Genomic DNA, 26,905 nt, shown 5'->3' on the forward strand with positions numbered 1-26,905 from the left:
TGCCGCTAAACCTTAATTTTCTTAACGCCTTGATGGTCAAAAGTATATTTGGAAGTACCATTAAGAAATTAAGGTCATTAAGAAAGTCCCTTGATCTACGGCATAACAAAAGCTAAAATTCTATAAAACTTTATGATTATTCTGTAACGCTTTCCGTAACATGAAGCGGTAAATTTGTTTAAAGATTTTAATCATGACACACACCTATCAACTTACCGGCATGACTTGTGGCGGTTGCGAAAATAAAGTAAAAAGTAACCTGCTCGTTTTACCAGATGTAACCTCAGTCGAGGTTTCGAAAGACACCAACTCGGCCACCATTAGCATGGATAAACATATTGGCTTAGATACACTCCAACAAGCTTTGGGCGGATCAGAAAGCAAATATCAAATTTCAGCAGCCCACCATAGTGAAACATTGGAAGAAGCAAAATCGTGGGGCGAAACCTATAAACCTATTTTGCTAATTTTTGGTTACGTTACTGCGATTTCGTTAGTCGTTTCGTGGCAAGGCAGCAGCATTAACTTCATGGTATTTATGCGCATATTCATGGCCGGATTCTTCCTCACCTTCTCTTTCTTTAAGATGCTTAATCTGAAAGCTTTTTCCGAAAGTTATGCCATGTACGATATTGTAGCCAAAAAAATTAGCGTATGGGGATATATCTATGCTTTTATCGAACTCGGATTAGGATTATCTTTTGCTTTAAACTTATCACCTGTAGTTGTAAACTGGGCCACGCTGGTTGTAATGACGATAAGCATCCTCGGCGTTTTGGAAAGTGTTTTAAACAAGAAAAAGATTCAATGCGCCTGTTTGGGCGCGGTTTTTAATCTACCCATGAGTACCGTAACCATTGTTGAAGATGCCATTATGATTGCGATGAGTACGGCGATGCTGATTTTGATGTAAACTACATTTTTGTAAGCAGCTCATCAGGCGGTAAAGCCGGAATTTCAGAATTTTTGAAATCTTTAATGTTTCGGGTAACAATGTAATCCAGCTTTTCAATATTATAAGCACAAAGCATTTGAAGGGCATCTTCAAAATCTTTATGTTTTGACTTCAAACCTTTTTTAATAATATCCTGGTCTATCGCAATAATTTGAACGTATTCTAAAACATTGTAGATTACATCCCTTAATTTCTTTTCTTCTAGGTATTTCTTTAGTAGATAATGAGTTGTTGCGATTGAATGAGATGAGGTGAATAATTGTACCTCATCTCGTTCAGCCTTTTCAAAAATTTCTATAGCAAATTTGCTGAAAGGTTGTCTATCGGCAATTAGATCAACGATGATATTGGTATCAACAAATACCCTTTTCATATATGTTTATTTTCAAAATAATGACGAAGTTCCGTGTCTTCATTAAAGTTCTCTGGCAATTTTACCGCTCCCACTATGCCCTTTAGTTTTGACGAAATAATTGGCTTCTCTTCAAGTGTAATCGTCTCTAAATACTTCTCAACTAATTCTGATAAGCTCCGCCCAGTATGCCTTGCATAAGATTTTGCTTTTTCGATGGTCGATTTTTGAACAGTTAATGTTAATTTCGTTGTCATTACACGTGTGATATATTCAAATATACGCATTACAGTCTAAAAGATCAAGGGGGCTGGTTTATTACGATTTTATTAATCCCTATAATATAAGTTATTGCCGCTTGTACCTAAACTCCGATTTTCGGCTTTTACCATTAAGCTCGCCTTCTATCCAGGCGAGCAAATCATTTTTTCCCTGATTTTGGTAAACTATCCGCTGCGGAAAATCGTGTGTTTTATCTTCGAAAACATAGGTCTCATCTTTTGTGGCAATAAGTTTGAAACAAGTCTCCTTCCCTTCGTTCTGCCCTGTTACAGTAGAACAGTAAAAAGTGTCTTTTCCGATCTTTTTGATCTGAAGGGTTTCGGTAAGCAAACTATCGCCTTTGGCATTTATCCGATAGCTTTTGCCGCTGAGTGTTTTATCTGCATTTTGAACCCACTGCTCTATAATTTTTCCTTTTGGCGTTTGCATTTCCCATGAACCTAAAATGAAAGCAAAGGTTTTTGAAGGATTTTTTTGTGCGTTAACATTAGTGCAAAAGCCGATAAGGATTAAGACCAATAAATTTAAACGATTTATTTTCATTTTGCTATTGTATTGGTAATGTGTGCCAAATGATGTTTTCCATGCCAGGCGTACATACCCAACATGTTTGCTAATGTAAGTTCTTTTCCCTGAGCTGGATGAATATATTTTCGCTGATAATCTTCGGGTTTCAATGTTTTTAAAAAAGCAACCCAACGTTGGTGTAAAGCAGCCAATAAATCTATAGATAATTTGATATCACCATTTTTTGCTTCCCCTGTTTCTGCCCATCGTTCTTCGTAATATGGCCTGATTATGGGAACATCTTCGGTAATGGCTTGCTTGAAACGAATATAAGCATTGATGTGGCTATCGGGAATATGGTGAACAACCTGCCTCAGGGTCCAACCTTCGGGGCGATAAGTTTGATTTAATTCCTCGTCAGTTAAGTTTTCAGTCGCGTTTTTAAGCTGGCCTGGTAAAGCCTCAATTTCGGAAATCCATATGTCAATTTGTTTTTGATCGAAAATTTCTGGCATTGAAAATTGACCAATCGGGTATTTAAGCTGTTCTAAATCCATGAAACCAAAATAAGGTTTTTAAGAATAATTATCGTTTTTTTTAACATAAAGATCACAGAGGAGAATACACCGACAATAAAGAGCTGGGATATATACATCTGTGAAGGTCACATTAAATCAGCGGGAACTGAATTACATCAATTTCTTTAGCCACCTCAACAAACCCATTTTTGATGCATATGGAGGGTAAATCATTTTGCTCAATCCCAACTTCGACTGGAAAACCACTGCCCTTTCATGCGAAAAGGTTTTGAAACCAAAAATACCATGACAGCTACCTATCCCACTATTGTTAACACCACCAAAAGGCAAATTCGGATTACCGATATGGACCAATACATCATTTACACAGGATCCACCGGCACTTGTTTCGGTGATAATTTTATCCTGGTTCTGTTTATTGCCTGAGAAAATATAAAGTGCCAGAGGCTTTTCTTTCCTGTTCACCAAATCAATTGCCTCCTGTAGATTGTTGTAAGTAATAACGGGCAAAATTGGCCCAAAAATTTCTTCCTGCATGATGCTGCTACCCTCGGCTACCGAAGTTAAAAGCGTTGGCGTAATGGTTAAATCTTTTTCGTCAGATTTTCCACCTAAGGCCAATATAGCTCCATCGCGAAGAGCTTCTTCAATCAATTTATTTAAGCGCAGGAACTGTTTTACATTGATGATTTTAGCATAATCATTTTTGTTAATTCCCACTTCATCAAAAAACATTTTTTTAACAGCTTTTTCATAATGCGCTACAAAATCGGCCAGCAAATTATCTTTAATCAGCACATAATCTGGCGCAATGCAAGTTTGTCCGGCATTTACCAATTTACCCCAGGCAATTTTTTCTGCGGCTTTTTGTAGGTCACAGGTTTCATCTACAATCGCTGGCGATTTTCCGCCAAGCTCTAAGGTAACTGAGCTCAGGTTTTTTGCCGCAGCTTCCATCACCACTTTACCAATTGCTGTACTTCCTGTAAAAAAGATATGGTCGAATGGGAGCTTCAACAATTCGGTAGAAACATCAACCCCACCTTCAAAACAGGCAATCTCTTTTTGGTCAAAATTATCTGAAATCAATTTACTGATCACACCCGCCGTTGCTCCGCTCAGTTCAGACGGCTTCAGGACTACACAATTGCCGGCCGCCATTGCAGAAATCAATGGGCTCATAATCAATTGCAAAGGATAATTCCATGGCGCAATAATCAGGCAAACACCTTTTGGTTCATAATAAATTTTATTGCTGGCAAAAAGATTGCTTATGGTTCTGCCCGCCGATTTTGGTTTCATCCAGCTACGCAGCTTTTTTATGGCATTGTCTATTTCTGCATAAGTAAAAAACAGCTCGGTTACTGCTGTTTCGAAACGGTTTTTGCGTAAGTCTCTTTCCAATGCAGCAAATATTTCTTCCTCGGCATTTTCTAAAGCTTGCTTAAGCTGCCTTAGTTTTCCGATGCGTTTTTTAGCATCTGTTTTGCGCAACACGAATTTGTGTTGCTGCTGTAAATCGAAAACTGATTTTATTTGCTCTTCCATAATTAACAAAGGCTCACAATTTTTACCATATAAGCAATTTAAGAAAATATAAGGTTGGAGAGGTGATATGAAAATTAAATGGCTAATCGAGTTAGCTAAATTTGTGCGTTAAATTTAGTTAAAATGCACTCATTTCATTAAAAATTCATTCATTTAAAGCATATTGCAGCAAATTTTAATATTCAAGATGAAAAGATTGTTTTTTGTTTTCGCATTCATAATTCCGATAGTTATACATGCCCAAACCCTAAAAACAGATGTATTGGTTATTGGTAGTGGCGATGCCGCCTATGCCGCATCTTTTCAATCGTTCAAATCTGGTGTTAAAACCATGCTGCTAACACAAAAGGAACAGCTTGATGTTAAGAAAGTTTCTGAGGGCAGACCTAAAACCGTGGAGGCTTTCTATCAGCGTTTCTTAAAAAGGGAAATCGAAAATGCAAAAAGCTTAGAAACCCCTAAACCAAAACCCGATAAAAAGAAACCTGTTAAAGTGACGGTTGACAGCACGTTGCTTCTGAATGTAATCAATAGTACGCCTTATAAAGAAATCAAACGATCAGGCAGTGGTTGGGAAGTGAAACTCACAAAAGACAAAAGCATTAAAGCCAAGATTCTTGTACTGGCCGATAAACCAGATCAATTATTGGCTGCATTAAAAATCACTAGTCTAAATCCTGCGGTTTCAAGCCAATTAAACTATAACGAGAATCTGTATAGGACAACAGTAGCAAGTGTTTCGTCCAAAGGAGCCAATTTTTTATCCCTATACAGCTTACTCATCCCGAACCAAGAAAACCTTTTATATATTTCTGCCGATCAGTTCGAAATTGGCCCTGCTGCAGGTGCAATCGCAGCCTATGCTGCATTTTTCGACACCAAAACCAGTTTGTCAAATTTAAAAAGGATCCAGGGTGAGTTATTAGCCTATAAACATACGTTAATGCCTTTTGAGGATGTAAAATCAATTGATTCTAACTGGCTGGCCATCCAAAAAATTGGTATAACGGGAATTATCAAAGCCGAAATAAAACAGGATAAAGCCTATTTTAATCCCGAGAAAGAAGTTACCTATGATGAAATTAAGCAGCCGATCAAAGATTATTATTACAAGGCTCAGATCTGGTTTGATGATCATCAGAATATCCCCATTAATTTAGAAAACACCATTGCGATGGTCTGTTATGTGGGCAATAAATCAGTTGAGGCAATCAAAACCGAACTGCAAAAAAAGTGGAACAAAAATTACAAGTTTACTTCTAAATACGAGCTTAAAAAATTATTAACCAGGCGAGAATTTGCAGTAATCATCAACGAGTACCTAAAGCCTTTCGATGATGTGAACGTAGATAAAACCGGTAGAGTAATCCGCTAGTTTTTTGCCACGGAAACACTGAGGAACACGGAATAGTTATGGTTAGAATTTCTGTGAATGCCGTGTTTCCGTGACAGGACCTTTTTTCTACAGCTCGGGAGTTGTAACATTTCCATTTCCTTTTAAAATTAGGTCACGCTTTACCTAAATTGCAGCCAAACCTAAAATTCATGAAGAAATATTTACTTTTCCTTTTGCTTTGCACAGGCGAATATGCTTTTGCACAACAATTAGCGCCTTTAACCGTCGAAAAGATCATGCGCGATCCAAAGTGGATGGGCGTTGCGCCAACTAATTTCCGTTGGACTGCGGATAGCAAAACCCTTTACTTCAACTGGAACCCTGAAAATAAAGCTAAAGAAGAATTATTTAAAGTTTCTGCAACAGCCACCAAACCTGTTAAAGCTGCAGAAAAGGAAGATGAAAAACTGTTAAGCTTAAACTACGCCTACAATGCAGACCGTTCTCTTGGGTTAATCGAAAAAAGTGGTGATATTTATCTCCAAAATTTCAAGAGCAACAAAGAAACACGATTAACCAGTACACAGGAGAGGGAAAACAGTCCGGTTTTTTTAAAGAATGGAAATATTGTATATCAGTTGGGTGACAATCTTTTTGAAGTAAACCTAAAATCTGCCGAAACCAAACAATTAACCAATTTTGTTAAAGGTAAAAAAGCGGGAAGACAGGAAAACAAATCTGTTACCGAACAGGATAAATGGCTTAAGGCTCAACAAACAGAACTATTCGATATTATTAAAAAGAGAAATGCAGAAACCAGAAGTGGTGCCCGTGGTGGAAGAGGCCGTTCTGGCGCAACATCTGCCGATTCAAAACCATTAAAAGAGCTTTATACCGAAGATAAATTTTTAAATGGAGTAACCATTAGTCCAGATGGGCGTTTTGTCACTTATAAGCTAACCACGCCAGCCCAGAATAACCATAGTACTGTTGTTCCAAATTATATCACATCATCAGGTTATACCGAAGATATTCCGGGCAGAACAAAGGTCGGGGAAAATGAAAATATTTCGCAGGGCTTCATCTACGATACTCAAAAAGATTCTGTTTATGCCATTCAGACTACTACCATTACAGGTATAAAAGATCTCCCCGATTACCTGAAGGATTACCCAAAAGAACTCGATACCTTAAAAAAGAAAAATGCCGATAGACCAGTAAATTTCTTTGGCCCGCTTTGGAACGATAACGGAAGTATAGCAGTTGTAGTTGCAACCTCAACGGATAATAAAGACCGCTGGATCTTAAAACTAGATGCATCAACAGGGAAGTTTTCTTTAATAGACCGTCAGCGCGATGAAGCCTGGATTGGTGGCCCTGGCATTAGTGGCTTTTACCAGGGCAGCACCGGATGGATAGACAATAACCGCTTTTACTACCAGAGCGAAGCTACCGGATATTCGCATCTTTATGTGGCGAATGTTGCCACAGGCGATAAAAAACAACTAACATCTGGCAAATGGGAAGTGCAATCTGTTCAGCTCTCAAAAGATAGAAGTACATTTTATCTTAAAACAAATAAGGAGCACCCAGGAATTACAAACCTCTTTAAAATCAGTGCAAACGGTGGTGAGCTTGTTCAGATTACCACCATGAAAGGCTTAAATGATATCACCCTCTCTCCTGATGAGAAATACATCGCCATTAATTATTCCTTTATGGACAAACCTGGAGAGTTGTATCTTCAGCCAAATAAGGTTGGTGCCAAAGCCGAAAAAATTACCCAATCTACCTCTGCCGAATTTAATTCTTACAAGTGGCGCCAACCGGATATGGTAAGCTTTAAAAACCGCTATGGTGCCGATGTGTATGCAAGGGTGTATAAATCCGATAATCCACATCCCAACCACCCTGCGGTAGTTTTTGTTCATGGCGCAGGTTATCTTCAAAACGTTCACTTTGGCTGGAGCACCTACTTCCGCGAGTTTATGTTCAATAATTTACTGGCCGATAACGGTTACACGGTAATCGATATCGATTATACCGGAAGTTCTGGTTATGGCCGCGATCACCGTACAGGCATTTACCGCCATATGGGTGGAAAAGATTTAACCGACCAGGTGGATGGTGTTAAGTTTTTAGTGGAGAAATATGGTGTTAATCCTCAGCATGTTGGCTTATATGGCGGCTCGTACGGCGGCTTTATTACTTTGATGGCGATGTTTAACGAATCAGATGTTTTTGCCAGTGGGGCAGCTTTACGTTCGGTTACCGACTGGGCACATTATAATCATGGCTATACTTCCAACATTTTAAATGAACCGTTTAATGATCCGATTGCTTACAAAAGAAGCTCACCGATCTATTTCGCCGATAAGTTAAAGGGCAACCTCTTAATGGCGCACGGAATGGTTGATGTAAATGTTCATTTTCAGGATATTGTTCGTATTAGTCAACGTTTTATAGAGCTGGGCAAAAACAATTGGGAGCTTGCCGTTTATCCTGTTGAAGACCACGGTTTTATCGAGCCTAGCAGCTGGACAGATGAATATAAAAGGATATTTAAACTGTATGAAAATACGTTGAAGAAGTAACCTCTACTTTTAGCCAGTTCGTCATCTCGACTGGAGCGCAGCGGAATGGAGAAATCTATGGATAGATTTCTCCATTCCGCTCAAAATGACGACAACGAATGAAAAATAGAAATATGCTATAGTAAACGAATTAAATATAGTTTTCATCTATATCGTTATCAATAAATACAATTAACAATTCGTAAAACGGGGTTGATTGACACCTGTTTTAGCCTTACCTTTGCACTACAAAATTAAAGACAAAAATTATGGCAATAGTAGGTAAAAAATTCCCGAGTGTAAGTATTGATGCAATGTCAGACATGGGTGATGACTTGAAAATCAATGTATTTGAAGAGGCTGTAAATAAAAATAGCAAAGTGTTATTGTTCTGGTATCCAAAAGACTTTACTTTCGTTTGCCCTACAGAATTACACGCTTTCCAAGCTGCTTTACCTGAGTTTGAAAAAAGAAATACAATTGTAATTGGTGCATCTTGCGATACCAACGAAGTTCACTTTGCATGGTTAAATACACCAAAAGATAACGGCGGTATTGAGGGTGTTACTTATCCTATCTTAGCTGATACACACAGACAGTTATCTGGCATCTTAGATATTTTAGATCAAGAAGTTAACTACGATGAAGAAGGAAACGAATCTTTCTCAGGATCAAATGTTTCTTTCAGAGCCACTTATTTAATCGACGAAACTGGTAAAGTTTTCCACGAAAGTGTTAACGATATGCCATTAGGCAGAAACGTTAAAGAATATTTACGTTTAATCGATGCTTATGCTCACGTTCAAAAACATGGCGAAGTTTGTCCTGCAAACTGGGAAGAAGGAAAAGAAGCAATGAACGCGAACAGAACTGGCGTAGCTGAATATTTAGCCGCTAACTAATTAAACAAAACGTTATGTTTTTAGAATTAACAGAAGATAATCTCCAACAATATTTGGCCGATAACTCAAAGGTTATGGTTCAGTATGCTGCATCCTGGTGCGGAAACTGCCGGATCATGAAACCGAAGTTTAAAAAATTGGCTTCAGAAAATGAAGATGTAGTTTTCTTGATTGTTGATGCCGAAAAACTTCCAAACTCACGCAAATTTGCAAACGTTGATAATTTACCAACTTTCGCAGCTTTTGAAGGTGGTAGCTTGGTAGATCAGGTGCAAACCAACAAAGCAGAAGGTTTAATTGAACTATTTAACAAGATAAAGTAATGAAGATTCCGGTTATAAGACAATTATTTCAAAACACCACTCCGGCACAACTGGAGACAACTTTGGAGGTTTTAGAGGCTTTTTGCGAGTTTAGAGGCGTTAGCGAACACGAAGTTGATGTTGCGGGCGAAATGATTACCAATATCTGCGGTGCCCTAGAAGTACACCAGATGGTAAGCGAGGGTACCGCCGAAAAGGACGCATTAAATGCTTTCGGCCAAAAGGTAATGGGTTCGATTGATCGATAATCGTTTTAAAGCTTAATCTCGCTTTTATAATATAAAATCCCTCGTTGATGAAAAATCAGCGGGGGATTTTTGTTTAAGATATAATTCGTCATTGCGATGAGGCTTTTTCAGCCGAGGAAGCAATCTTTCCTTTTCTGAGCAAAACATTCCTTAATATCATTTTTTACGTTTTTTTGAAAGCAAGGTTCCGTTTTCCATCGGTTGATACAGCCCTGCTTTCCCTACTGCCGATAGAAAACCTGTGAGACAAGCAAGCATACCATAAGTAAATAAAAACAGATGCTTAAATCGGCATTGGTCCAATCAGGTTTAGCTGGCAGGATTTGTCATTCTGAACACCGTTACGAATCCACAACCTGAGAATTAGAAAATTAACATCAAACGGTGCTGGACATTCTTCGTACCACAGAATGACAAATTGGACATAAAAAAAGGTCTGTGAGGACACAGACCTTGGCGACATATTTTAAACCTTACATCAAAGAAAACAATTGCCAAAAAGCTAAAGTAAAACTTAAACAAAACCCAACTGTCGACATTGTTTTAAGTTTATTTCCTTTTCTTGTTTGAACAAAAAATATTCCTGAAATAACCAAAAATAGAATGGCAATACCAGTTAGCAATAAAGGATTTTGTAAAAACCCGGGAAATACCGAAAGGTAATTTTGCTTTATGACTTCAAAAGAACCGTTGTTATCCGTGGCACGAAACCACCAAATCATATCTACGATGAAAATGGCGAGTAAAAGCGTTGCTATAATAAATTTTGTTTTCAATTTCATTTTTATCTGTTTATATCAATATTAAATATAACTAATAATCAGCACAATAGAAAAAGTTAAATACCCTTTGTTCTAGAATATTTTTACTGACAGGCTGTACTTCGCAATGATAATAAGCCAAAACAAAAAGGTCTGTGCGGACACAGACCTTGGAAATATATTATAAACCTGTAAGGTTTTTGAAACCTTACAGGTTTGGCTTAATTAAGCTAAATTCCTGCCCGCATTTACAATACCAAATACCGTTCTTACCGCTAGCTTTTCTAAAGCGTGCTGGTCTTTCTCGTTCTGATTATGTTGCAGTTTCTCTAAAGCAAAATGCTGAATCAATACCAATGGTAAAATGATTTTTTCGCGAGTGGCGATTGATTTTTTATCTACAGGATAGTTAGCCATTAATGTTGGCTGTCCTGAGAGTTTTAAAAGCATCTCCTTAGCTAACTCGAATTCGTTATGTAGTTGAGTCCAAAAAGCACCAAACTCCTTATCTGCGGCCAAATGCGCTGTAATGGTAAAGTCTGATTTGCTCATACTCATCATACAGTTGTCTACAATCGTTTTCAGATAATCAGAATCTTGGTAAACTTTAAGCACTTTATCCCAATTACCAGCTTTTTCCTGGTTTTTTAAAGCCGTTCCCATTCCATAGAAACCAGGAACATTCTGTTTCAGCATACTCCAGGCGGTAACAAAACTGATGGCTCTTAAATCTTCAAGTTTCATTTCGCCTCCACCGTTTCTTTTAACCGGACGGCTACTAATGTTAGCTTGCGACAATAGTTTTAAAGGAGATAATTTCTCTAAATAACTCACAAACAATGGATGCTCACGCAAATCGACAAAAGCCTTATAACTTTCTTCAGCCATTTCATCAAGCAAGGTCTTATTTTCAGAATCTAACAGAATATTGTGTTTCTCTTTCAATCCAGAGGTTAATCCGGCGTTGATTAATTGCTCGATATTAAATTCTGCACTTTCTACCGAACCATATTGAGAACTGATGGTTTGCCCCTGAACGGTTAACTGCATGTTCTTGTTCGCAATCTCCTTACCCATAGAAGCATAAAAACGGTGTGTTTTACCTCCACCGCGTGCAGGCGGCCCACCACGGCCATCAAAAAACGCCAGCTGAATATTGTGTTTGGCAGAAACCGCAGATAATGATGTTTTTCCGTTAAAAATAGACCAGTTGGCCATTAAATAACCACCATCTTTGGTGCTGTCAGAATAACCAAGCATAATATCCTGTTTATTTCCACGGCTGGCTAAATGTGCTTTATAAAACGGATTGCTGTAAAGCGTATCCATAATTGCAGCTGCTCCCTTTAAGTCGTTAACCGTTTCAAAAAGGGGCACAAAATCAATCGTTAACGATTCTTTACTCCAGCCATTCCAAAGAAAAAGCTCAATTAACTGCAAAATATCGCTTGCCTGTTGGCAATTACTGATAATAAAACGGTGACAAGCTTTTTCGCCATTACGTCTTTGAATGCCTTTAATTTCTTTGATTACTTCGATTGTATCTTTTGTCAAAGCATCGGGTTCACCGGCGTAAACAACCGTTGCCTCTTTAAAAGAGATTAAAGCTAATTTCTCTGCTTCGGATAGTTTATCATAATCGGCAGGATAAAGCGAAGAAATCGGCTTATTTGCGCGGCAATAAGCATGTACGTTTCTCAGCACACGGCTGTCCTGACGAATATCTAACGACGCAAAGTAGTTACCATATAAATCTATTTTACGGATCAGATCGTTAACCAGATCAACAAACAAACCTTCGTGTTCGGCTAACAGTGTTTCTTTAATTTTATTCAGGTTATCCCTTAGTTCATCAGAAATATCATGAAGCTCACAGGTCTGGTCGAAAGCATTCAGATACAGTACGTCGTGCAGTTTCGCGATATTTTCTTCAACCCCTCTAAAGGTGATGCGGCGTTTAATTACCCTGAAATCGCGGTAATAACAACGGAAAAGGATCTGGCGCAACATTTTAGAAACCTCCAAGGTGGTATCAGCATGAATGTTCGGATTTCCGTCTCTATCTCCCCCAGGCCAAAAACCCAGCTCTAAAATTTTCTTGGTCTCCAGGTTGTATTCATCAAGGTTCTGATCGATCTCTTCCTGAATATTTGCCGCAGCAAAATAAAATGTATTCTCTAAAAACCAGGCCAGGTTTAAGGCTTCATCAACAGGTGTTGGCGATTTTTTGTTAAAAAACGGCGTTTTACCCAATTGCTGCAACAAGGAGTTCATCGAAGTAAGGTCGTTATCACGAATGGCCTTTGTTAAATCGGTAATAATGGCCAATACACTCCCAGGATAAAACTGTGTTGGGTGTGCGGTTAAAACCAAACGAAGCGAAAGTTCGTCAATCAACTTCTCAATTTTTGATAACATTGGTTTGTTATCGGCATTCTTTTTTAAGATGAACGCCAATGTACTCTGCTCATCAGTGGTATTCAACTTGGTAAAAGAAGCATCTTCTACAGCATCAAAAAGCACCACCTGACGTTCGATATACTGGATAAAACGGAAAAGCAGGTCAACAATATCCTTAGGGTCGGTATAACTGGTATACTTGGCAAAAAATTCTTCGATAATCTGTGCAGGTTTTTCTCCGTTTGCAATGCCTTCTTCACAGCTCTTAAAAAACAGTGGAAGCAATGTTCCGGTATCTTTAATTTTGTAAAAAGGCAAGGTGAGAAATAAACTGTTAAATAGTTCGAATTTTGAGATTACCTCATTATTAAAAATAGATTCTCGTTGCGTAGTTAAACGAAGTTTAGGCATAGCTTATGCAATAGTTTTGTATACCGTAATACTACAAAAAATGCATAAGGTATTAAAATTCTAAGGCTTACAATTTGGAAAATTGTAGAATAAATTTTAATTTTAGAATCTTATTTGGCCACTATGTGGTTAAGTAAGAACATTTGCAATGTTTAAGGGCATTGCATTGATTGTTAATTTTTTGGGTTAAAACAGCCGATGTAATAAAATACACCGGCTGTTTTTGTTTTTTGCCATTTTTTATGGCATTTCTTTGCAAATATTAGTGCACATCGGCAGGAATGTTTGCATTTTTCTTAAACTTTTGAAGATAAAGTAGCGGAATGGAGAACAACATGATCAACCCTGCAACCCAATAGGCATCATCATAAGTAAGTAACATGGTTTGTTTTGTAACAATTCCTTCCATCGCTTTAGCCGCCATAATTTTGGCATCAAACAAAGTTTGTCCTTTTGCCATAAAGCCTTTAATCAAACCGTTAAAACGATCTACAAATGGTTGGTTATAATCGTTCACATTTGCCAATAAAACACTTCTGTGGAAACCCGAACGGACGTGAATTAACGTTGTTAAAGCTGCGATACCGAACGAACCGCCCAATTGGCGCATCATATTGTTCAAACCTGATCCCTGACCGATTTCTGGTCCTTTTAAATCCTGGATGGCAAGTGTTGTTAAAGGCACAAACAATAAGGCCATACCCACACCCCTGATGACCAGTGGCCAGAAGAAATCGCCAGTTCCTGATTGCAAAGTCGAATTGCTCAACATCCAACAGAAAATGAAGAAGGCCAACATCCCAAAGGTTGCCATAATCTGTGCCGGAACACCTTTTTTAAGCATAATGCCAATAAACGGCATCATTATAATGGTACATAAACCGCCCGGGAATAAGATTTCTCCTGTTTGCAAAGGCGAAAATCCTAACAAATTCTGACAGAATACCGGAAACACGAACACTGAACCATATAAACCAAACCCTAAAATAAATGAGGTAAACATCCCCACAGAGAAACTTCTGTGTCTCATAATTTTAAAATTCACAATCGGATGGTCGGTGGTCATTTCCCGCCATATAAATAACAATAAGCCAAATACCGAGGCCACGGCCAATGCAGTAATATATGGAGTAGCAAACCAATCTTCGCTCTCGCCTTTTTCCAATAATGTTTGTAAACTACCTACTGCAATAGCCAATAATGCGATACCCCACCAATCGACAGGTTGCCCCTGCCCTGATTTCGGGGTTGCCCGAACAAAAGTGTACGTACAGTAGGCCGCGAGTATTCCGACGGGAATATTCACATAAAAGATCCATGGCCATGAACTGATTTCCAAAATATATCCACCAATGGTTGGCCCTACTGTTGGCCCAACTACTGCACCCAAACCAAATAAGGCGGTTGCAATGCCCACATCTTCGCGTGGCCAGGTTTCGATTAAAATAGCTTGCGCTGTTGATATTAAACCACCTCCGGCCAATCCCTGAATAATCCTGAATAAAATAAGTTCATTCAATGATGTGGCGTTTCCGCACAAAAAGGAAACCAATGTAAAAACGATGATGGAGGTAAGAAAGTAATTTTTCCTGCCGAATCGGTTACCCAACCAGCCCGACATTGGCAACACGATAACATTCGCTACCGCGTAACCGGTAGAAAGCCAGGCCACATCCTCTAGGGTAGCGCCCAGGTTTCCCTGTATTTGTGGAATTGCCACGTTTACGATAGTCGTATCAATCAGCTCCAATAAAGAAGCCGTGATTACCGTAAACGTAATAATCCACTTTTTTAAACCTACTTCGGCCATTTTAAATATTATTTAGTAGATACTGATGCTTTAACGCTCATTCCCGGGCGCAACTTAGCCAACAGCTCTTTTGATGGATGGATTTTGATTTTAACTGGTACACGCTGAACAACTTTAACGAAGTTACCTGTAGCATTATCAGGAGGTAATAAAGATCCTTTTGCACCAGTAATTGGAGAGAAGTTATACACTTCACCTTCAATTTTTTCGTCTGGATAAGCATCAACTTCGATCTCTACTTTAGAACCTTCTTTAATTTTCTCCAATTGAGTTTCTTTAAAGTTTGCCGTTACATAAATGCTTCCGTCGTTCACGATAGAGAATAAAGATTGACCAGCCTGAACCAATTGCCCTTTTTGAACATTCTTTTTAGAAACAATACCGGTTGCAGGGGCTTTGATATCGGTATATGATAATTGAAGCTTTGCAAAATCGATATCACTTTGGCGTTGACTGATTACATTGCTGCTCACCGCTAACTGTGATTGTGTAGTACCAACTTGTTTAACCGCAGCATTATATTGATCTTGCGCTGCACGATATGCTGCCAGAGCAGATTGTCTAGCCGCTTCGGCAGATTCCTTACTCGCTTTAGCCTGATCGAAAGCCTGTTGTGTGATTGAACCATCTTTCACCAGGTTTTCGTAACGATTATAATCTTTCTGCGCTAAATTTAATTTAACATTGGCAGCCTCAACATTTGATTTTGCAGCATCAACGTTTGCTTTTGCAGTTCCAGTGTTCGCCTGTGTAGCCACAATTTGCGATTCGGCAACACCAACACCCGCACTTGCACCTTTCTGACCAGATTCTGCCTGCTCTAATTTAACTTTATAGTCTTTATCGTCAAGCTTAACCAAAACCTGTCCTTCGGTTACATGTGTATTTTCTTCAAAATTAATTGCTGCAACATAACCGCCAACACGGGCAACAACAGGGCTGATATCGCCATCAATCTGCGCATCATCCGTATCTACGTGTTTGCTATAATAATTCCATTCTGTAATCCCGAAGATTATACCTATTACTAGTAAAACACCTAAAATGATGGGTACTACTATGTTCTTTTTTTTCTTTTCAGTTGTCATTGCTGTGTTTATTGCGTTATTTTTCCTGTTGATTTTAATAGGGTATAGTAAGCCAAACCTGCGTCTGCCTTAGCTATCTCTAAGTTTATTTTTGCCTGGTACAATAAGGTTTCAGCATCGATACGGTCGGTAACCGAAGCCACGTTGTTTTTGTATTTAGATGCCAGTAACTTATCATTTTCTGTTGCTTGTGCAATTGAAGTTTCCAATACCTGGATTTTGTTCATTGCCACCTGGTAACCCTGGAAGTTTTTGTTGATATCTGTTTTTACCTGATCAGATAAGATGTCTTTCTGAATGGTAATTGCACTTTGCTGAATTTTCGCTTCGCTTACTTTGTTCTTGTTTGTCCAAAGGTTGCCGAAATTCCAGGAAACCGTTGCGCCTAATGTAATGGGCATTAAATATTGGTTTGTTGGCGGGATAAAATTGCCACTTGGGTTGATGTAATATAAGTTTGCACCAACGCCAACGGTAGGCAAAGTATTTGCTTTGATGGTTTTAATGTTAAAAACGGCAACTTTGTTCTGTACATCAAGTTGTTTTAACTCCTGGCGGTTAGCCATTGCCAAACCAATATATTCGTTTAATGAGCCTGCCCCTTTTAAACCTAAGGTAGGATCAGTAATTTTCACCTCGGTATCTTCTGGTAAACCCAATAAGATATCAAGGTTATAATTAATCACTTTGCGGTTGCTCTCGATATCCATTTGCGTTAGCGTAACATTTGCCTGCTGCAGTTGGAAACGCAACACATCATTTTTAGTTACAATGCCTTGTTCGAAGAAACGTTGTGCCTGTTTAATTTGTGCAGCAATTGATTCTAAATTCTGATCGACCACTTTTCTGCTCTGCAATACTTTGTATAAAGCGTAATAGGTATTAATAACAGCATAAGTAATTTCTTCTTTGTTTTTATCCGCATCTAAACGTGCCACATCGGCCAATAATTTGGTCGATTCTTTAGCATATCTTAATTTACCACCTCCATATACCAATTCTTGTACTGCAGCTGTTCCTACAAAAGCATCGGCTCTTTTAGGTAATTGTAAAGACGATCCACCTCCTGGTAAAGTAAAAGTAGTGGTTGGTATTTCAGCATGATTGTACATAAAACTTGCGTTTGCCGTAGGCAAAACATTGTCTTTTACAACTTCTAGCTGTGCAACAGCCTGATCGATCTTGTTTTGAGAAAGTTTTAAGTTTTTACTGTTGGCTATGCCAAGTTCTATTGCCTGGTTGATATTTAATTCTTTGGAGCTCTGTGCAAATAAAGCCGCCGGAATTAATGATGCCGCAAGCATTAATCTTATTGATCTGGGTATCATTTTTTTGTTGTTAAATAAACTGTTGTTAGATCTTGTAAGTGAGCGATTGTCCGCTCCTTAATAATTTTTTTATCTTTCGGGTTATTCAAGTCGAAGTTGGAGCATGATATCACCTTATGAGGAGAGATAACAATATTGGTTATGGTGCCCATAATAGTGGCGATTACCATCCGGACGTCAACCTTGTTAAATGTTCCATCTTCAATCCCGTCTGTAATAATGCGATCGATAAGCTGCATGTTGTGGCTCATGGCGTCTTTTATCTTATCATACATTTCTGGCCTTTGGGTTAAAGAAAGCTCTCTGTGCATCATTTTATGAAACGCAGTATTATTCAATATCCTATTTACATAGCCCTCTATAACCCTGTGCAATTTTTCTAATGCCGAAATCTTATCTTCATTGATGATTTTTAACTGAGAAGCAAAACCAGCAATACGCTCGTTCATAATCTCCACAAAAACCCCTTCTTTAGAGCCGAAATAATAATTTATCATGGCCATGTTTGCTCCAGACTCTTTAGCAATCTGGCGGGTAGAAGTACCTTCGTACCCCGTTTCGCAAAACAGCTTTTCAGCTGCCTCAAGAATGGCCTGCCTTTTATCTACTTTTTCTGTTTTCATTTCTTTTTTGACGACACAAAATTAATCAAACGATTGATTAATTTCCAAATGTTTGGTTACTTCTTTTACATTATCTTGATAAAACCCTAATTTTAAATGAAATAATCACTCATCATAATGAAAAATAAGTTCTTTTTAGCTTTAACTTTCTCTTTTGCCCTATGGTTCTTATGTTCATTTATTGGCAGCCAAAGAAAAATCCAACAGAGCTGGATCAGAATTAATTTGCTTGGTTACCCTACCGAAAGTATTAAAGTTGCAGTATGGGCAAGTAAAACAGGCGAGACCCCTACCCGCTTCGAAATTGTAGAAAAGGAAACCAATAAAATTGTTTATACCTCCACCAATATTAAAAGCTTTGGCAGCTATGGCCCCTTTAACCGAACCGCTCGATTAAATTTCAGTGATTTTAAAAGTGAAGGGCATTTCTACCTCAGGGCAAACGGTATTCTATCGCCCCTGTTATTGATCAATAACAAGGTATATGACGGTTCGGCTGATTTCTGCTTACAATATATGCGTCAGCAACGGAGTGGTTTTAATCCATACTTAAAGGATAGCTGCCATACACACGATGGCTTTGTTTTATATGGCGCCAAAGCCGGCATTAAAGACAGTACACATTTTGATGCTTCCGGTGGTTGGCACGATGCCAGCGATTACCTCCAATATTCAACTACTTCGGCAAATGCGGCCTATCACTTACTAATGGCTTATCGCGATTTCCCTCAAGTATTTAGCGATCGGCAACAGGCAAATGGTTTGGATGGAAAAAACGGCCTGGCTGATGTTCTGGACGAAGCTAAATGGGGATTAGATTGGCTGTTGAAAATGCATCCGCAAAAAAATATCATGTTCAACCAACTGGCCGATGACCGTGATCACATCAGTATGCGGATTCCAAAAGAAGACAGTCAATACGGAAAAGGTTTTGAGCGCCCGCTCTATTTTATTACCGGCGAAACACAGCAGCGGGGTAAATTTATGAACAACACCACCGGAACCAGTTCTACAGCCGCTAAATTTACAAGTGCTTTTAATTTAGGGTCGGTTTTATTTAAAGAGCATGATCAGGCCTATGCCCAAATACTTACCAAAAAGGCAAAAACCGCTTATAAATTTGCATTACAAAAACCTGGAGTAACGCAAACAGCTTCTGTAAAATCGCCTTACATTTACGCTGAGGATAATTGGGTTGACGACATGGAGCTGGCCGAAACATCATTCAATTTCGGAAGAGAAAAGATCGATCAACAGAAAATAAAACTGGCCCTAAACTACGCCCAGCAAGAAAGCATTACACCCTGGCTACAAAAAGACACCGCAGCGCATTATCAATATTATCCTTTCATCAACCTTGGCCATTACGAAATTGCCAAGCAAGATTCGAAAGATAAAACAGCCATCAACTATTATCAAAAAGGAATTAAGCAAGTTTGGAACCGAGCGAAAAACAATGCCTTTTATCGTGGTGTTCCGTTTATTTGGTGCAGCAATAATTTAACGGTTGCCTTTGCCATACAGTGTAGCTGGTACTCAGCATTAAGTGGCGATAAAACCTATACAGAGCTGGAGCAGGCTAATTTCGACTGGCTTTTTGGCTGTAACCCCTGGGGAACGAGTATGGTTTATGGCCTGCCTCAATGGGGAGATGCACCAAGCGACCCCCACTCGGCTTTTACCCATTTAAAGAATTACCCGATAAACGGCGGATTGGTCGACGGACCTGTTTACACTAATATTTATAAAAGTTTAATCGGGATCAAGCTCAATGACGCTGATGAATATGCTGACTTTCAGAGCAAACTTGCCGTTTACCATGATGATTATGGAGATTATAGCACCAACGAACCCACGATGGACGGGACAGCATCTCTTATTTATTTACTAGCGGCCAAGGAAGCGCAGGCTAAACCCCTACCCAACCATAAAACTTATAGCCTCGGCGCGAACATTCGGGGCGATTCTACCCGAAAGAAAATTTACCTGGTTTTTACAGGCGATGAATATGCGGATGGCGGTGAAAAAATAAGCAAGGTTCTGGCGCAGGAGAAAGTTAAAGCATCCTTTTTTCTTACCGGAAATTTTTATCGGAACCCAAATTTCAAATCATTGATCAAAAAACTAAAAAATGATGGGCATTATCTCGGCCCACATTCTGACAAGCATTTATTGTACTGCGATTGGAATAAACGCGACAGCCTCCTGATTACTAAAACAGGTTTTGAAACCGATTTAAACAACAATTATCAGGCAATGGCCGGTTTTGGGATTAACAAAGAAGCGGCAGGCTATTTTTTGCCTCCTTACGAGTGGTATAACCAAACCATAGCCAATTGGACCAAAGCGCAGGGTTTACAATTGATTAATTTCACTCCGGGAACACGTGCCAATGCTGATTACACCTACCCCGAAATGGGAAAAAGTTATCGATCGAGCGATGAGATATACAGATCAATTACAACTTTTAACGAAACAAAACCCAATGGTTTAAATGGTTTTATCTTGTTGTTGCACATCGGTACCGATGCCAGAAGAAATGATAAATTTTATAACAGACTAGCAGAATTGATTACTTATCTGAAAAAGTATGATTATAAATTGGCTAGAATTGATAATTAATTAGAATATTGGGCATAATGACAAATTAAAATTTAAAATAAATATTAACTTTGCCTCCAAATAACTAAAAAAATGAGTGTACAAGAGAACAGCAGCAATAATTTCAACTGGTTATATTATGCTTTAGGTTTATTCTTCGGAGTTTTAACCGGAGCAATCATTACGCAAAACTATATTTTCGCTTTGTTAGGCGGTGTTTTAGGTTTGTTAACAGCGGGCTTATTTTTAAACGCTATCGTAAAAGGAAGAAAATACTAGTTTTAAGTCCTTTTATACAATTAGATCCTTAAGGATTAAATTTAATTCCATAGCAAATGAGACTGTTATGATTTTGCCAATAGCTGTAAAATCATGATTGCTCATCGCTACTGAAAACAAAAATTACAAATGAAAAACATCTTCATTGTTGTTTTCGCTCTTCTTTGTTTCAGCGCAAAGGCCCAACAGGCCGCTACCGCTGAAGTAAAATTTCCTGTTGCAGACTCAAGCCCTGCTGATATTGTTTATTTTCCGCTTAATGCCCCAAAGGCAAAGGCCGGAGACCCAACAAAACCGGTTATAAAGATTGTTTATTCGCGGCCACAGAAAAAAGGACGTGATATTTTTGGTGTTTTAGAACAGTATGGAAACGTTTGGCGTTTTGGTGCCAACGAAAGCACAGAGGTTCGTTTCTTCAAAAAAGTAAGCATTGGCGGCAAAAAAATCAAAGCAGGTACCTATAGCTTATTCGCCATTCCAAACAAAGATGCCTGGACAATTATTGTAAATAGCGAAACCGATAAATGGGGTGCTTTTTCTTACAATCAGGCTAAAGATATTGTTCGTGTAAATGTTCCGGTTAAAACCCTGGCTAAACCGATCGAATATTTCTCCTTAACCTTTACAGAGATTACTGGAGGTGCAAACCTGGTTATTGGCTGGGACAGAACGCAGGTAGAATTACCAATTAATTTTTAAATCGAAAAGAAATAAAACAAAGAAGTCCCGGTAATAACCGGGACTTCTTTGTTTTAATCGCTTTTTTAATTTCTCCGCACCAGAGAATAACGATCTTAATTTGAAACGAGTTTTTTAGCCTCACTTTCGCTGCCGATAAAAACTTTGTATACCTGGGTAATTTTCCATTCGCCTTCTTTATCTTTCTCGATGATCACAAAGTTTTGTTGTGCGCCATCAAATAATTCGTAATTAATATCTACACGTGCAATCACAAGGGCATCGGTTTCAGAAACGATTGAAGAACTGATGTTGCAATCTCTTTGAATTACGCCCTCATTTTTCTTCATTTGATTTAACACATCACTTGCTTTATGTTTAATTACCCTTACATCTCTATTCGACGTAAAAACAGCATCTTCACTTAAAACAGCTTTTAACTTTCGATAGTCAGAATTCATGTAGCTGTCCATGTAATAATTGATAACCGATTTATGGCTTGCAGTTGGTTTTTCAGCTGCAAAAACATTATTTGTGATTGTAATACCTAGTAATAAAATCACCAAAGCTTTTAGTCTCATAACTATCTGTGTTTTTTTATTAAAGGTCGGCCGGAAACGATAAAAATAATATGCCGATAACACCATAATGATGAGGTAACTAAAATGTGATATTACCGCAAAAGCCCTTTCCAATTGGTATTGGAAAGGGCCGTAAACGAAACCAAATTAAGTGTAAAATGGATTAGTAACCTGGGTTTTGCTGAGGCTTTAACACGGGGTTTGCATCTAATTCCGCTTGCGGAATTGGGGAAACCAATCTGTTATCGCCAGACGGGAAGTTTACGATTTTCCAATGTACGGTAGAGCCAGTTCTGTCAACACCTTTTTTAGTACGCAACAAATCAAAAAACTTATGTCCTTCGCCATATAATTCTTTATTGCGTTCTAATAGTATTTCTTCAATTAACGCATTACCTGTGTTTGCAGAAACAGCTGTAGCTACACCAGCACGTTGTTGAATAGCTAATAAAGCTTGTTTAGCTGCAGGTTCGTTGCCTAATCTGGCTTCGGCCTCTGCCTCGATTAAATACATCTCTGAAGAGCGTATCAATACCTGATTATTGGCTGTCGTTGTTGTAAAATCAAATTTATTGATCAGATAGCCTTCACCTCTTCTCCTGTAAGCGCCAGTACTGGCAGCAGCAGTTGGGCTGCTTTTAACCAGAAACTGTTTTTTACGCTCATCGTTTGCAGCAAAAGAATTAAAGAAATCATCAGTAACCCTAAAGCTCGAGTAACCAGAGTCATAAGGATCGTAAAAAGATGATACAGCCAAAAAGCCCTGATTATCATCTGTTCTTACGTTAATGGCATAAATCCACTCTGAAGTTGGATTGTTAAAGCCTGTTAATAACGCGGCTGCTGTACTTAATGGTTTAGCAGCTCTAGCTAATTTTGCATAACGACTGGCCTCTGTCCAATTACCCATATTCAGATAAACGCGTGCCAATATACCTTGTATTGCAGGAACGCTCATTCTATAAATACTGGTTCTACCTGCCGTTGGCAAATTGGCTTCAGCATATTTCAAATCTTCAATAATAAAAGCATACACGTCTTTTACTTTATCCCTTGCAGGCGAGGTTTCATCCGGACCTAAAGGTTTTCTTAAAATAGGTACACCAAGCGCTTCAGGATTTACAGCATAAGGCTGCGCAAACCAACGTACTAACCAAAAATACGTGTAAGCTCTTAACGCACGTGCTTCGGCCAGATATTCTGTTTTTAAAGCATCGCTGATAGGTGCATCCGGAACATTCACTACAAACTGGTTTGCGTTCGAAATTACTTTATAACTGTATTGCCACCAAGCAAATGCATCGCCATTGTTTACTGTTTCTACAAACTGGTATTGCGCCACAAAGCGGTTATAATTAGCAGCACCACTCACAATCATTACATCATTCCCTTTAACATCGGCACTTAACAACATGTTGTTCGTATAACCTGAAAACGTAGTAAGATCGTAAATGCCAGTCATGGCTGCCTGTATTTTTGCACCCGATGAAAAAGCATCTTTGGCGTTGATTTGTTGCGATGGGGTAACCTGCAAAAATTCTTTCTTGCATGATGTTGCCCCAACTAAAAGCAGCATTACTCCGGTATATATGGCGGTTTTATTTATTTTTATCTTTCTCATTTCTTTATCAATTAAAATCCAACATTAAGACCTAACGTAAATGTTTTAACATTTGGAATATCGTTATCTGTTAAACCGGTAAGAGCCGATTCCGGATCCATGCCTTTGTGCTTGGCAAATGTAAACGGGTTTTCGGCCATCAGGTATAGTCTTACATTCGACAAATGGATAGTTTCTAACCAGTTTTTCTTTAATGAATAACCTAATGTGATATTTTTAACACGCATATATGATCCATCATATAAGAAACGTGTTGATTGGTTATTTCCCAAATCAGTATTATTAATCACAAAACGAGGCACATCGGTAATGTCACCAGGTTTTTGCCAGCTGTTGTAATTATCTATTGATAATTGTTTACCAACAGAACCACCACTATGCATTAGGTTACCATATAAAGTATCATAAATTTTAGCTCCAGTAGAAAAATAAGTCAATACACTTAAATCAAATTCTTTGTATCTGAATGTATTGTTAAAGCCGCCTGTGAATTTTGGTAGCGAAGAACCTAAACCATCGTAACGTGTTGCTGTTGACCAGTTTTTGGTGGTAATTCTATTACCTGTGGCCTGACCATTTACAATCTCGTCGGTATACCACATGGGGCGGCCATCCGCCGGGTCTACACCAGCATAATCGCGTAAATACCATTGGTATCTATCTTCGCCCACTTTCCATCTCTTAGTGCCATCAATCACTTCATTTTGGGTCATTGAATTGATTTTGTTTTTATTTGAGGTAATGTTGAACGAGATATTCCAATCGAAATCTTTGGTTTTAACCGGATTTCCGTTTAATAGAACCTCAATACCATAATTATCCATTGAGGCAAGATTCGTGGTCAAATTATCAAAACCGGTTAATCTCGTAAGTGGCTGATCAAATAATAAGCCATTTGATCCGCGTTTGTAATAAGAAGCTTCTCCACTTATTTTTCCTTTAAACAAGGCAAACTCCACACCAATATCTAAAGTTGTGTTTTGTTCCCACTTTAAATTTTTATTTTCTAATTGTACATAATTAATACCCGATTGGCCTTCGTAGTTTTTACCCAGTCCGTACAAGCCTTGTGATGCATAGCGGTCAATCCTGTCATTACCTGAAGTACCATAACTAGCTCTAAGTTTTAGTTCATCAATCCAGTTTACATCTTTCAAGAAATTCTCCCTGCCGATGCGCCATCCACCACCAACAGAATAAAATGTTCCATATTTATTGTCGTTTCCAAAAACAGAAGAGCCGTCTCTTCTTAAGCTTCCTGACAAATAGTACTTTCCTGCATAATTATACTGTAAACGAGAAAAATATGAAGCAAACCTTTGCTGGGTATAATAAGATTGTACTGCTGAAGGAGTTGATGCTGCAATTTGCTCACTGGTACCGGGGAAAGGAAAACCAGTAACCTGCGAATAGTTAAAATCGCGTTTTGAACGGTACGCTTCCTGGCCTAGTAAAACATCAAAATTATGTTGGTCAAAAGTTTTATTATAGGTTAAAGTATTTTGAAAAGTTACGGTAACATCTTCTTTTGAGTAGCGATAAGCACGTCCTTTTACACTCACACCATCGCCATGCTCCATGTTATAGAACTGGCGCTCACGGTTATTGATATAGTCAATACCAACCATACTTTTAGCTACAAAATCTTTTAAAAACCGAACTTCTGCGTAAGGGCTGGTAATTACCCTGTTGGTTATGGTATTGTATTCGTTCAGTTTAGACAAACCTACCGGATTAAAATCTGGTGTAACCGGGTTAATGTAGTTATAAACCGGGTTTCCGGTTGCATCATATACCACAGCTCCATTAGCATCGCGTACGTATAAAGGATAAATATTAGCGGTTTGATCGGCAAAGTTTACCGGGTTATCAGAACCTGTACTTCCGGCTGGCGTATTTTGCTCGGTACGGCTCAAACTGTTATTAATACCTACTTTTAAGAATTCGGTTACATCAGTATTAAAGTTAAATTTACCTGAATAACGTTTAAAATCTGATCGGATTACAATACCGTTTTGCTCAAAGTAACCACCAGAAGCAAAGAATTTGCTTCTGTCATTACCGCCACTAGCCGATAAATCGATATTCTTCGTTACGCCTCTTCTTAATACTTCATCGCGCCAATCGGTATCGTAAAGTAATGATGCGCCGTTTGCTAACACCCCATTTGCTCCGTAAGGATTAGCTGTATTGTACGGGTTAACTACCAGTTTAGCATTGGTTAACCCATTTGCCGCAGTAGCAGCTGCATCAGGAGCTAAACCTGCTGCCAACCGCTGTGCATAGTAAACATCCCAAAAAGTTTTATAATACTGCGTAGCATCCATTACCTCGTGTTTATCTACTGCCTGGTAAGAATAGCCTGTGCTTGAGCTTAAATTTAGTTTGGTTTGGCCGGCTTTACCTTGCTTGGTTGTAATCAATACCACACCGTTTGCCGCCCTTGAACCGTAAATTGCTGCAGCAGTTGCATCTTTTAATACTGTTACCGAAGCAATATCATTAGGGTTAATAGAAGAAAGCACATCAGAAGTCTGCGCAACCGAACTTAAATCGCCATTGGTAATGGCAATACCATCAACCACATAAAGCGGGGTACTAGAGGCCGAAAAGGAACCTACACCACGGATACGTACGGTAGAAGTTGCGCCTGGCTGACCAGATACGCTCGTAACCTGCACGCCTGCAGCGGCACCTTGTAAAGCTTTTTCAAAAGAAGTAACCGGACGGTCTTTAAAAACATCTTCTTTAACTGTCGCTGCAGAGCCCGTAAAGTTTTCTTTCTTAATGGTTCCGTAACCAATAATCATTACATCCTGCAGGTTTTTAGAAGATGAAACCATGCGGATATTCAAGGTTTCGCCTGTTATTCTTATTTCCTGCTCGGTATAACCAACATAGCTTAGCACTAAACTTTGTGCATTTGCTGGTACCGAAATCGAAAAGGTTCCTTGTCCGGTGGTTTGGGTTAATTGTGCGGTTCCTTTTATTTTTATAGATACGCCTGGCAATGGTAAGCCATCGTCCGCATCAACCACTTTTCCGGTAATTGTTCTATTTTGCGCTAAGGCATTAAAATAAGACAAAACCGTCACCATTAAAATCAATAGTAATTTTTGTTTCATGTTTGGGAATAAATAGTTAGTAATTAATTAGTTA

The 26,905-nt window shown here is 38.6% G+C and carries 23 protein-coding genes; 9 read left to right on the forward strand and 14 right to left on the reverse strand.

Annotated elements, in window-relative coordinates; genetic code table 11:
- Positions 1-193 precede the first annotated feature (193 nt).
- Positions 194-913, forward strand: a complete 720-nt coding sequence (locus AC07VK_RS16020) for a heavy-metal-associated domain-containing protein (protein ID WP_492961678.1) — start codon at positions 194-196, stop codon at positions 911-913.
- 1 nt (position 914) lies between these two features.
- On the opposite strand, the gene AC07VK_RS16025 is transcribed toward AC07VK_RS16020, so the two are convergent.
- The 5 genes from AC07VK_RS16025 to AC07VK_RS16045 form a co-directional block, all read right to left on the reverse strand.
- Complete coding sequence (locus tag AC07VK_RS16025) at positions 915-1,328, reverse strand: type II toxin-antitoxin system VapC family toxin (protein ID WP_492961680.1); 414 nt, start codon at positions 1,326-1,328, stop codon at positions 915-917.
- Positions 1,325-1,564 (reverse strand): DUF6364 family protein, encoded by a 240-nt coding sequence (locus AC07VK_RS16030; RefSeq protein ID WP_057931030.1) that lies wholly within the window; start codon positions 1,562-1,564, stop codon positions 1,325-1,327. The genes AC07VK_RS16025 and AC07VK_RS16030 overlap by 4 nt, the downstream gene beginning before the upstream one ends.
- A gap of 91 nt (positions 1,565-1,655) precedes the next feature.
- A complete protein-coding gene (locus AC07VK_RS16035) occupies positions 1,656-2,132 on the reverse strand; it encodes a DUF6265 family protein (RefSeq protein ID WP_492961682.1) in 477 nt (158 codons plus the stop codon).
- Positions 2,129-2,653: a YfiT family bacillithiol transferase gene (locus tag AC07VK_RS16040; protein ID WP_492961684.1), complete on the reverse strand. Its 525-nt coding sequence runs from the start codon at positions 2,651-2,653 to the stop codon at positions 2,129-2,131. The genes AC07VK_RS16035 and AC07VK_RS16040 overlap by 4 nt, the downstream gene beginning before the upstream one ends.
- Positions 2,654-2,785: 132 nt before the next feature.
- Entirely contained in the window at positions 2,786-4,183 is a 1,398-nt protein-coding gene (locus AC07VK_RS16045; RefSeq protein ID WP_492961686.1) for an aldehyde dehydrogenase family protein, read from the reverse strand.
- A gap of 187 nt (positions 4,184-4,370) precedes the next feature.
- Here AC07VK_RS16045 and AC07VK_RS16050 point away from each other — a divergent pair, with 187 nt between their 5' ends.
- From AC07VK_RS16050 to AC07VK_RS16070, 5 genes are all read left to right on the forward strand, one after another.
- Entirely contained in the window at positions 4,371-5,558 is a 1,188-nt protein-coding gene (locus AC07VK_RS16050; protein ID WP_492961688.1) for a hypothetical protein, read from the forward strand.
- A 170-nt stretch (positions 5,559-5,728) separates the two neighbouring features.
- On the forward strand, positions 5,729-8,113 hold the full coding sequence (locus AC07VK_RS16055) for a S9 family peptidase (protein ID WP_492961690.1): 2,385 nt from the start codon (positions 5,729-5,731) through the stop codon (positions 8,111-8,113).
- A 248-nt stretch (positions 8,114-8,361) separates the two neighbouring features.
- Positions 8,362-8,994 carry a peroxiredoxin gene (locus AC07VK_RS16060; RefSeq protein WP_025141704.1) on the forward strand — a complete coding sequence of 211 codons (633 nt, stop codon included), beginning with the start codon at positions 8,362-8,364 and terminating at the stop codon, positions 8,992-8,994.
- Between the two features lie 14 nt (positions 8,995-9,008).
- Positions 9,009-9,317 carry a thioredoxin family protein gene (locus tag AC07VK_RS16065; protein WP_492961692.1) on the forward strand — a complete coding sequence of 103 codons (309 nt, stop codon included), beginning with the start codon at positions 9,009-9,011 and terminating at the stop codon, positions 9,315-9,317.
- Positions 9,317-9,565, forward strand: coding sequence for a DUF6952 family protein (locus AC07VK_RS16070; RefSeq protein ID WP_124558920.1), 249 nt, complete (start codon positions 9,317-9,319; stop codon positions 9,563-9,565). Before AC07VK_RS16065 ends, AC07VK_RS16070 begins: the two co-directional genes overlap by 1 nt.
- A gap of 473 nt (positions 9,566-10,038) precedes the next feature.
- Here the strand turns inward: AC07VK_RS16070 and AC07VK_RS16075 are convergent, their stop codons facing one another.
- The 6 genes from AC07VK_RS16075 to AC07VK_RS16100 form a co-directional block, all read right to left on the reverse strand.
- A complete protein-coding gene (locus AC07VK_RS16075) occupies positions 10,039-10,347 on the reverse strand; it encodes a hypothetical protein (RefSeq protein ID WP_492961694.1) in 309 nt (102 codons plus the stop codon).
- A 204-nt stretch (positions 10,348-10,551) separates the two neighbouring features.
- The gene (locus tag AC07VK_RS16080; protein ID WP_492961696.1) at positions 10,552-13,137 is read right to left on the reverse strand and encodes a phosphoenolpyruvate carboxylase; all 2,586 of its coding nucleotides are present in this window, start codon (positions 13,135-13,137) and stop codon (positions 10,552-10,554) included.
- A gap of 262 nt (positions 13,138-13,399) precedes the next feature.
- Positions 13,400-14,947, reverse strand: a complete 1,548-nt coding sequence (locus AC07VK_RS16085) for a DHA2 family efflux MFS transporter permease subunit (RefSeq protein WP_492961697.1) — start codon at positions 14,945-14,947, stop codon at positions 13,400-13,402.
- An 8-nt stretch (positions 14,948-14,955) separates the two neighbouring features.
- A complete protein-coding gene (locus tag AC07VK_RS16090; protein WP_492953848.1) occupies positions 14,956-16,035 on the reverse strand; it encodes an HlyD family secretion protein in 1,080 nt (359 codons plus the stop codon).
- An 8-nt stretch (positions 16,036-16,043) separates the two neighbouring features.
- Positions 16,044-17,363 carry a TolC family protein gene (locus tag AC07VK_RS16095; RefSeq protein ID WP_492953847.1) on the reverse strand — a complete coding sequence of 440 codons (1,320 nt, stop codon included), beginning with the start codon at positions 17,361-17,363 and terminating at the stop codon, positions 16,044-16,046.
- Positions 17,360-17,986, reverse strand: coding sequence for a TetR/AcrR family transcriptional regulator (locus tag AC07VK_RS16100; RefSeq protein WP_492953846.1), 627 nt, complete (start codon positions 17,984-17,986; stop codon positions 17,360-17,362). Before AC07VK_RS16100 ends, AC07VK_RS16095 begins: the two co-directional genes overlap by 4 nt.
- 117 nt (positions 17,987-18,103) lie before the next feature.
- Here AC07VK_RS16100 and AC07VK_RS16105 point away from each other — a divergent pair, with 117 nt between their 5' ends.
- The 3 genes from AC07VK_RS16105 (at position 18,104) to AC07VK_RS16115 (ending at position 21,565) form a co-directional block, all read left to right on the forward strand.
- Complete coding sequence (locus tag AC07VK_RS16105) at positions 18,104-20,608, forward strand: bifunctional glycoside hydrolase family 9 protein/polysaccharide deacetylase (protein WP_492961699.1); 2,505 nt, start codon at positions 18,104-18,106, stop codon at positions 20,606-20,608.
- Between the two features lie 72 nt (positions 20,609-20,680).
- Positions 20,681-20,866 carry a hypothetical protein gene (locus AC07VK_RS16110; protein WP_025141696.1) on the forward strand — a complete coding sequence of 62 codons (186 nt, stop codon included), beginning with the start codon at positions 20,681-20,683 and terminating at the stop codon, positions 20,864-20,866.
- 129 nt (positions 20,867-20,995) lie between these two features.
- Positions 20,996-21,565, forward strand: a complete 570-nt coding sequence (locus AC07VK_RS16115) for a DUF2911 domain-containing protein (protein WP_492961701.1) — start codon at positions 20,996-20,998, stop codon at positions 21,563-21,565.
- Between the two features lie 95 nt (positions 21,566-21,660).
- Here AC07VK_RS16115 and AC07VK_RS16120 read toward each other — a convergent pair whose 3' ends face one another.
- The 3 genes from AC07VK_RS16120 to AC07VK_RS16130 all read right to left on the reverse strand — a co-directional run bounded on the left by AC07VK_RS16120 (position 21,661) and on the right by AC07VK_RS16130 (position 26,871).
- Positions 21,661-22,125 carry a hypothetical protein gene (locus tag AC07VK_RS16120; RefSeq protein WP_492953843.1) on the reverse strand — a complete coding sequence of 155 codons (465 nt, stop codon included), beginning with the start codon at positions 22,123-22,125 and terminating at the stop codon, positions 21,661-21,663.
- A 163-nt stretch (positions 22,126-22,288) separates the two neighbouring features.
- Complete coding sequence (locus tag AC07VK_RS16125) at positions 22,289-23,746, reverse strand: RagB/SusD family nutrient uptake outer membrane protein (protein WP_492953842.1); 1,458 nt, start codon at positions 23,744-23,746, stop codon at positions 22,289-22,291.
- An 11-nt stretch (positions 23,747-23,757) separates the two neighbouring features.
- Entirely contained in the window at positions 23,758-26,871 is a 3,114-nt protein-coding gene (locus AC07VK_RS16130; RefSeq protein WP_492961703.1) for a SusC/RagA family TonB-linked outer membrane protein, read from the reverse strand.
- Between the last annotated feature and the right edge of the window lie 34 nt (positions 26,872-26,905).

Source organism: Pedobacter sp. GW821-FHT01D05, assembly GCF_059422505.1.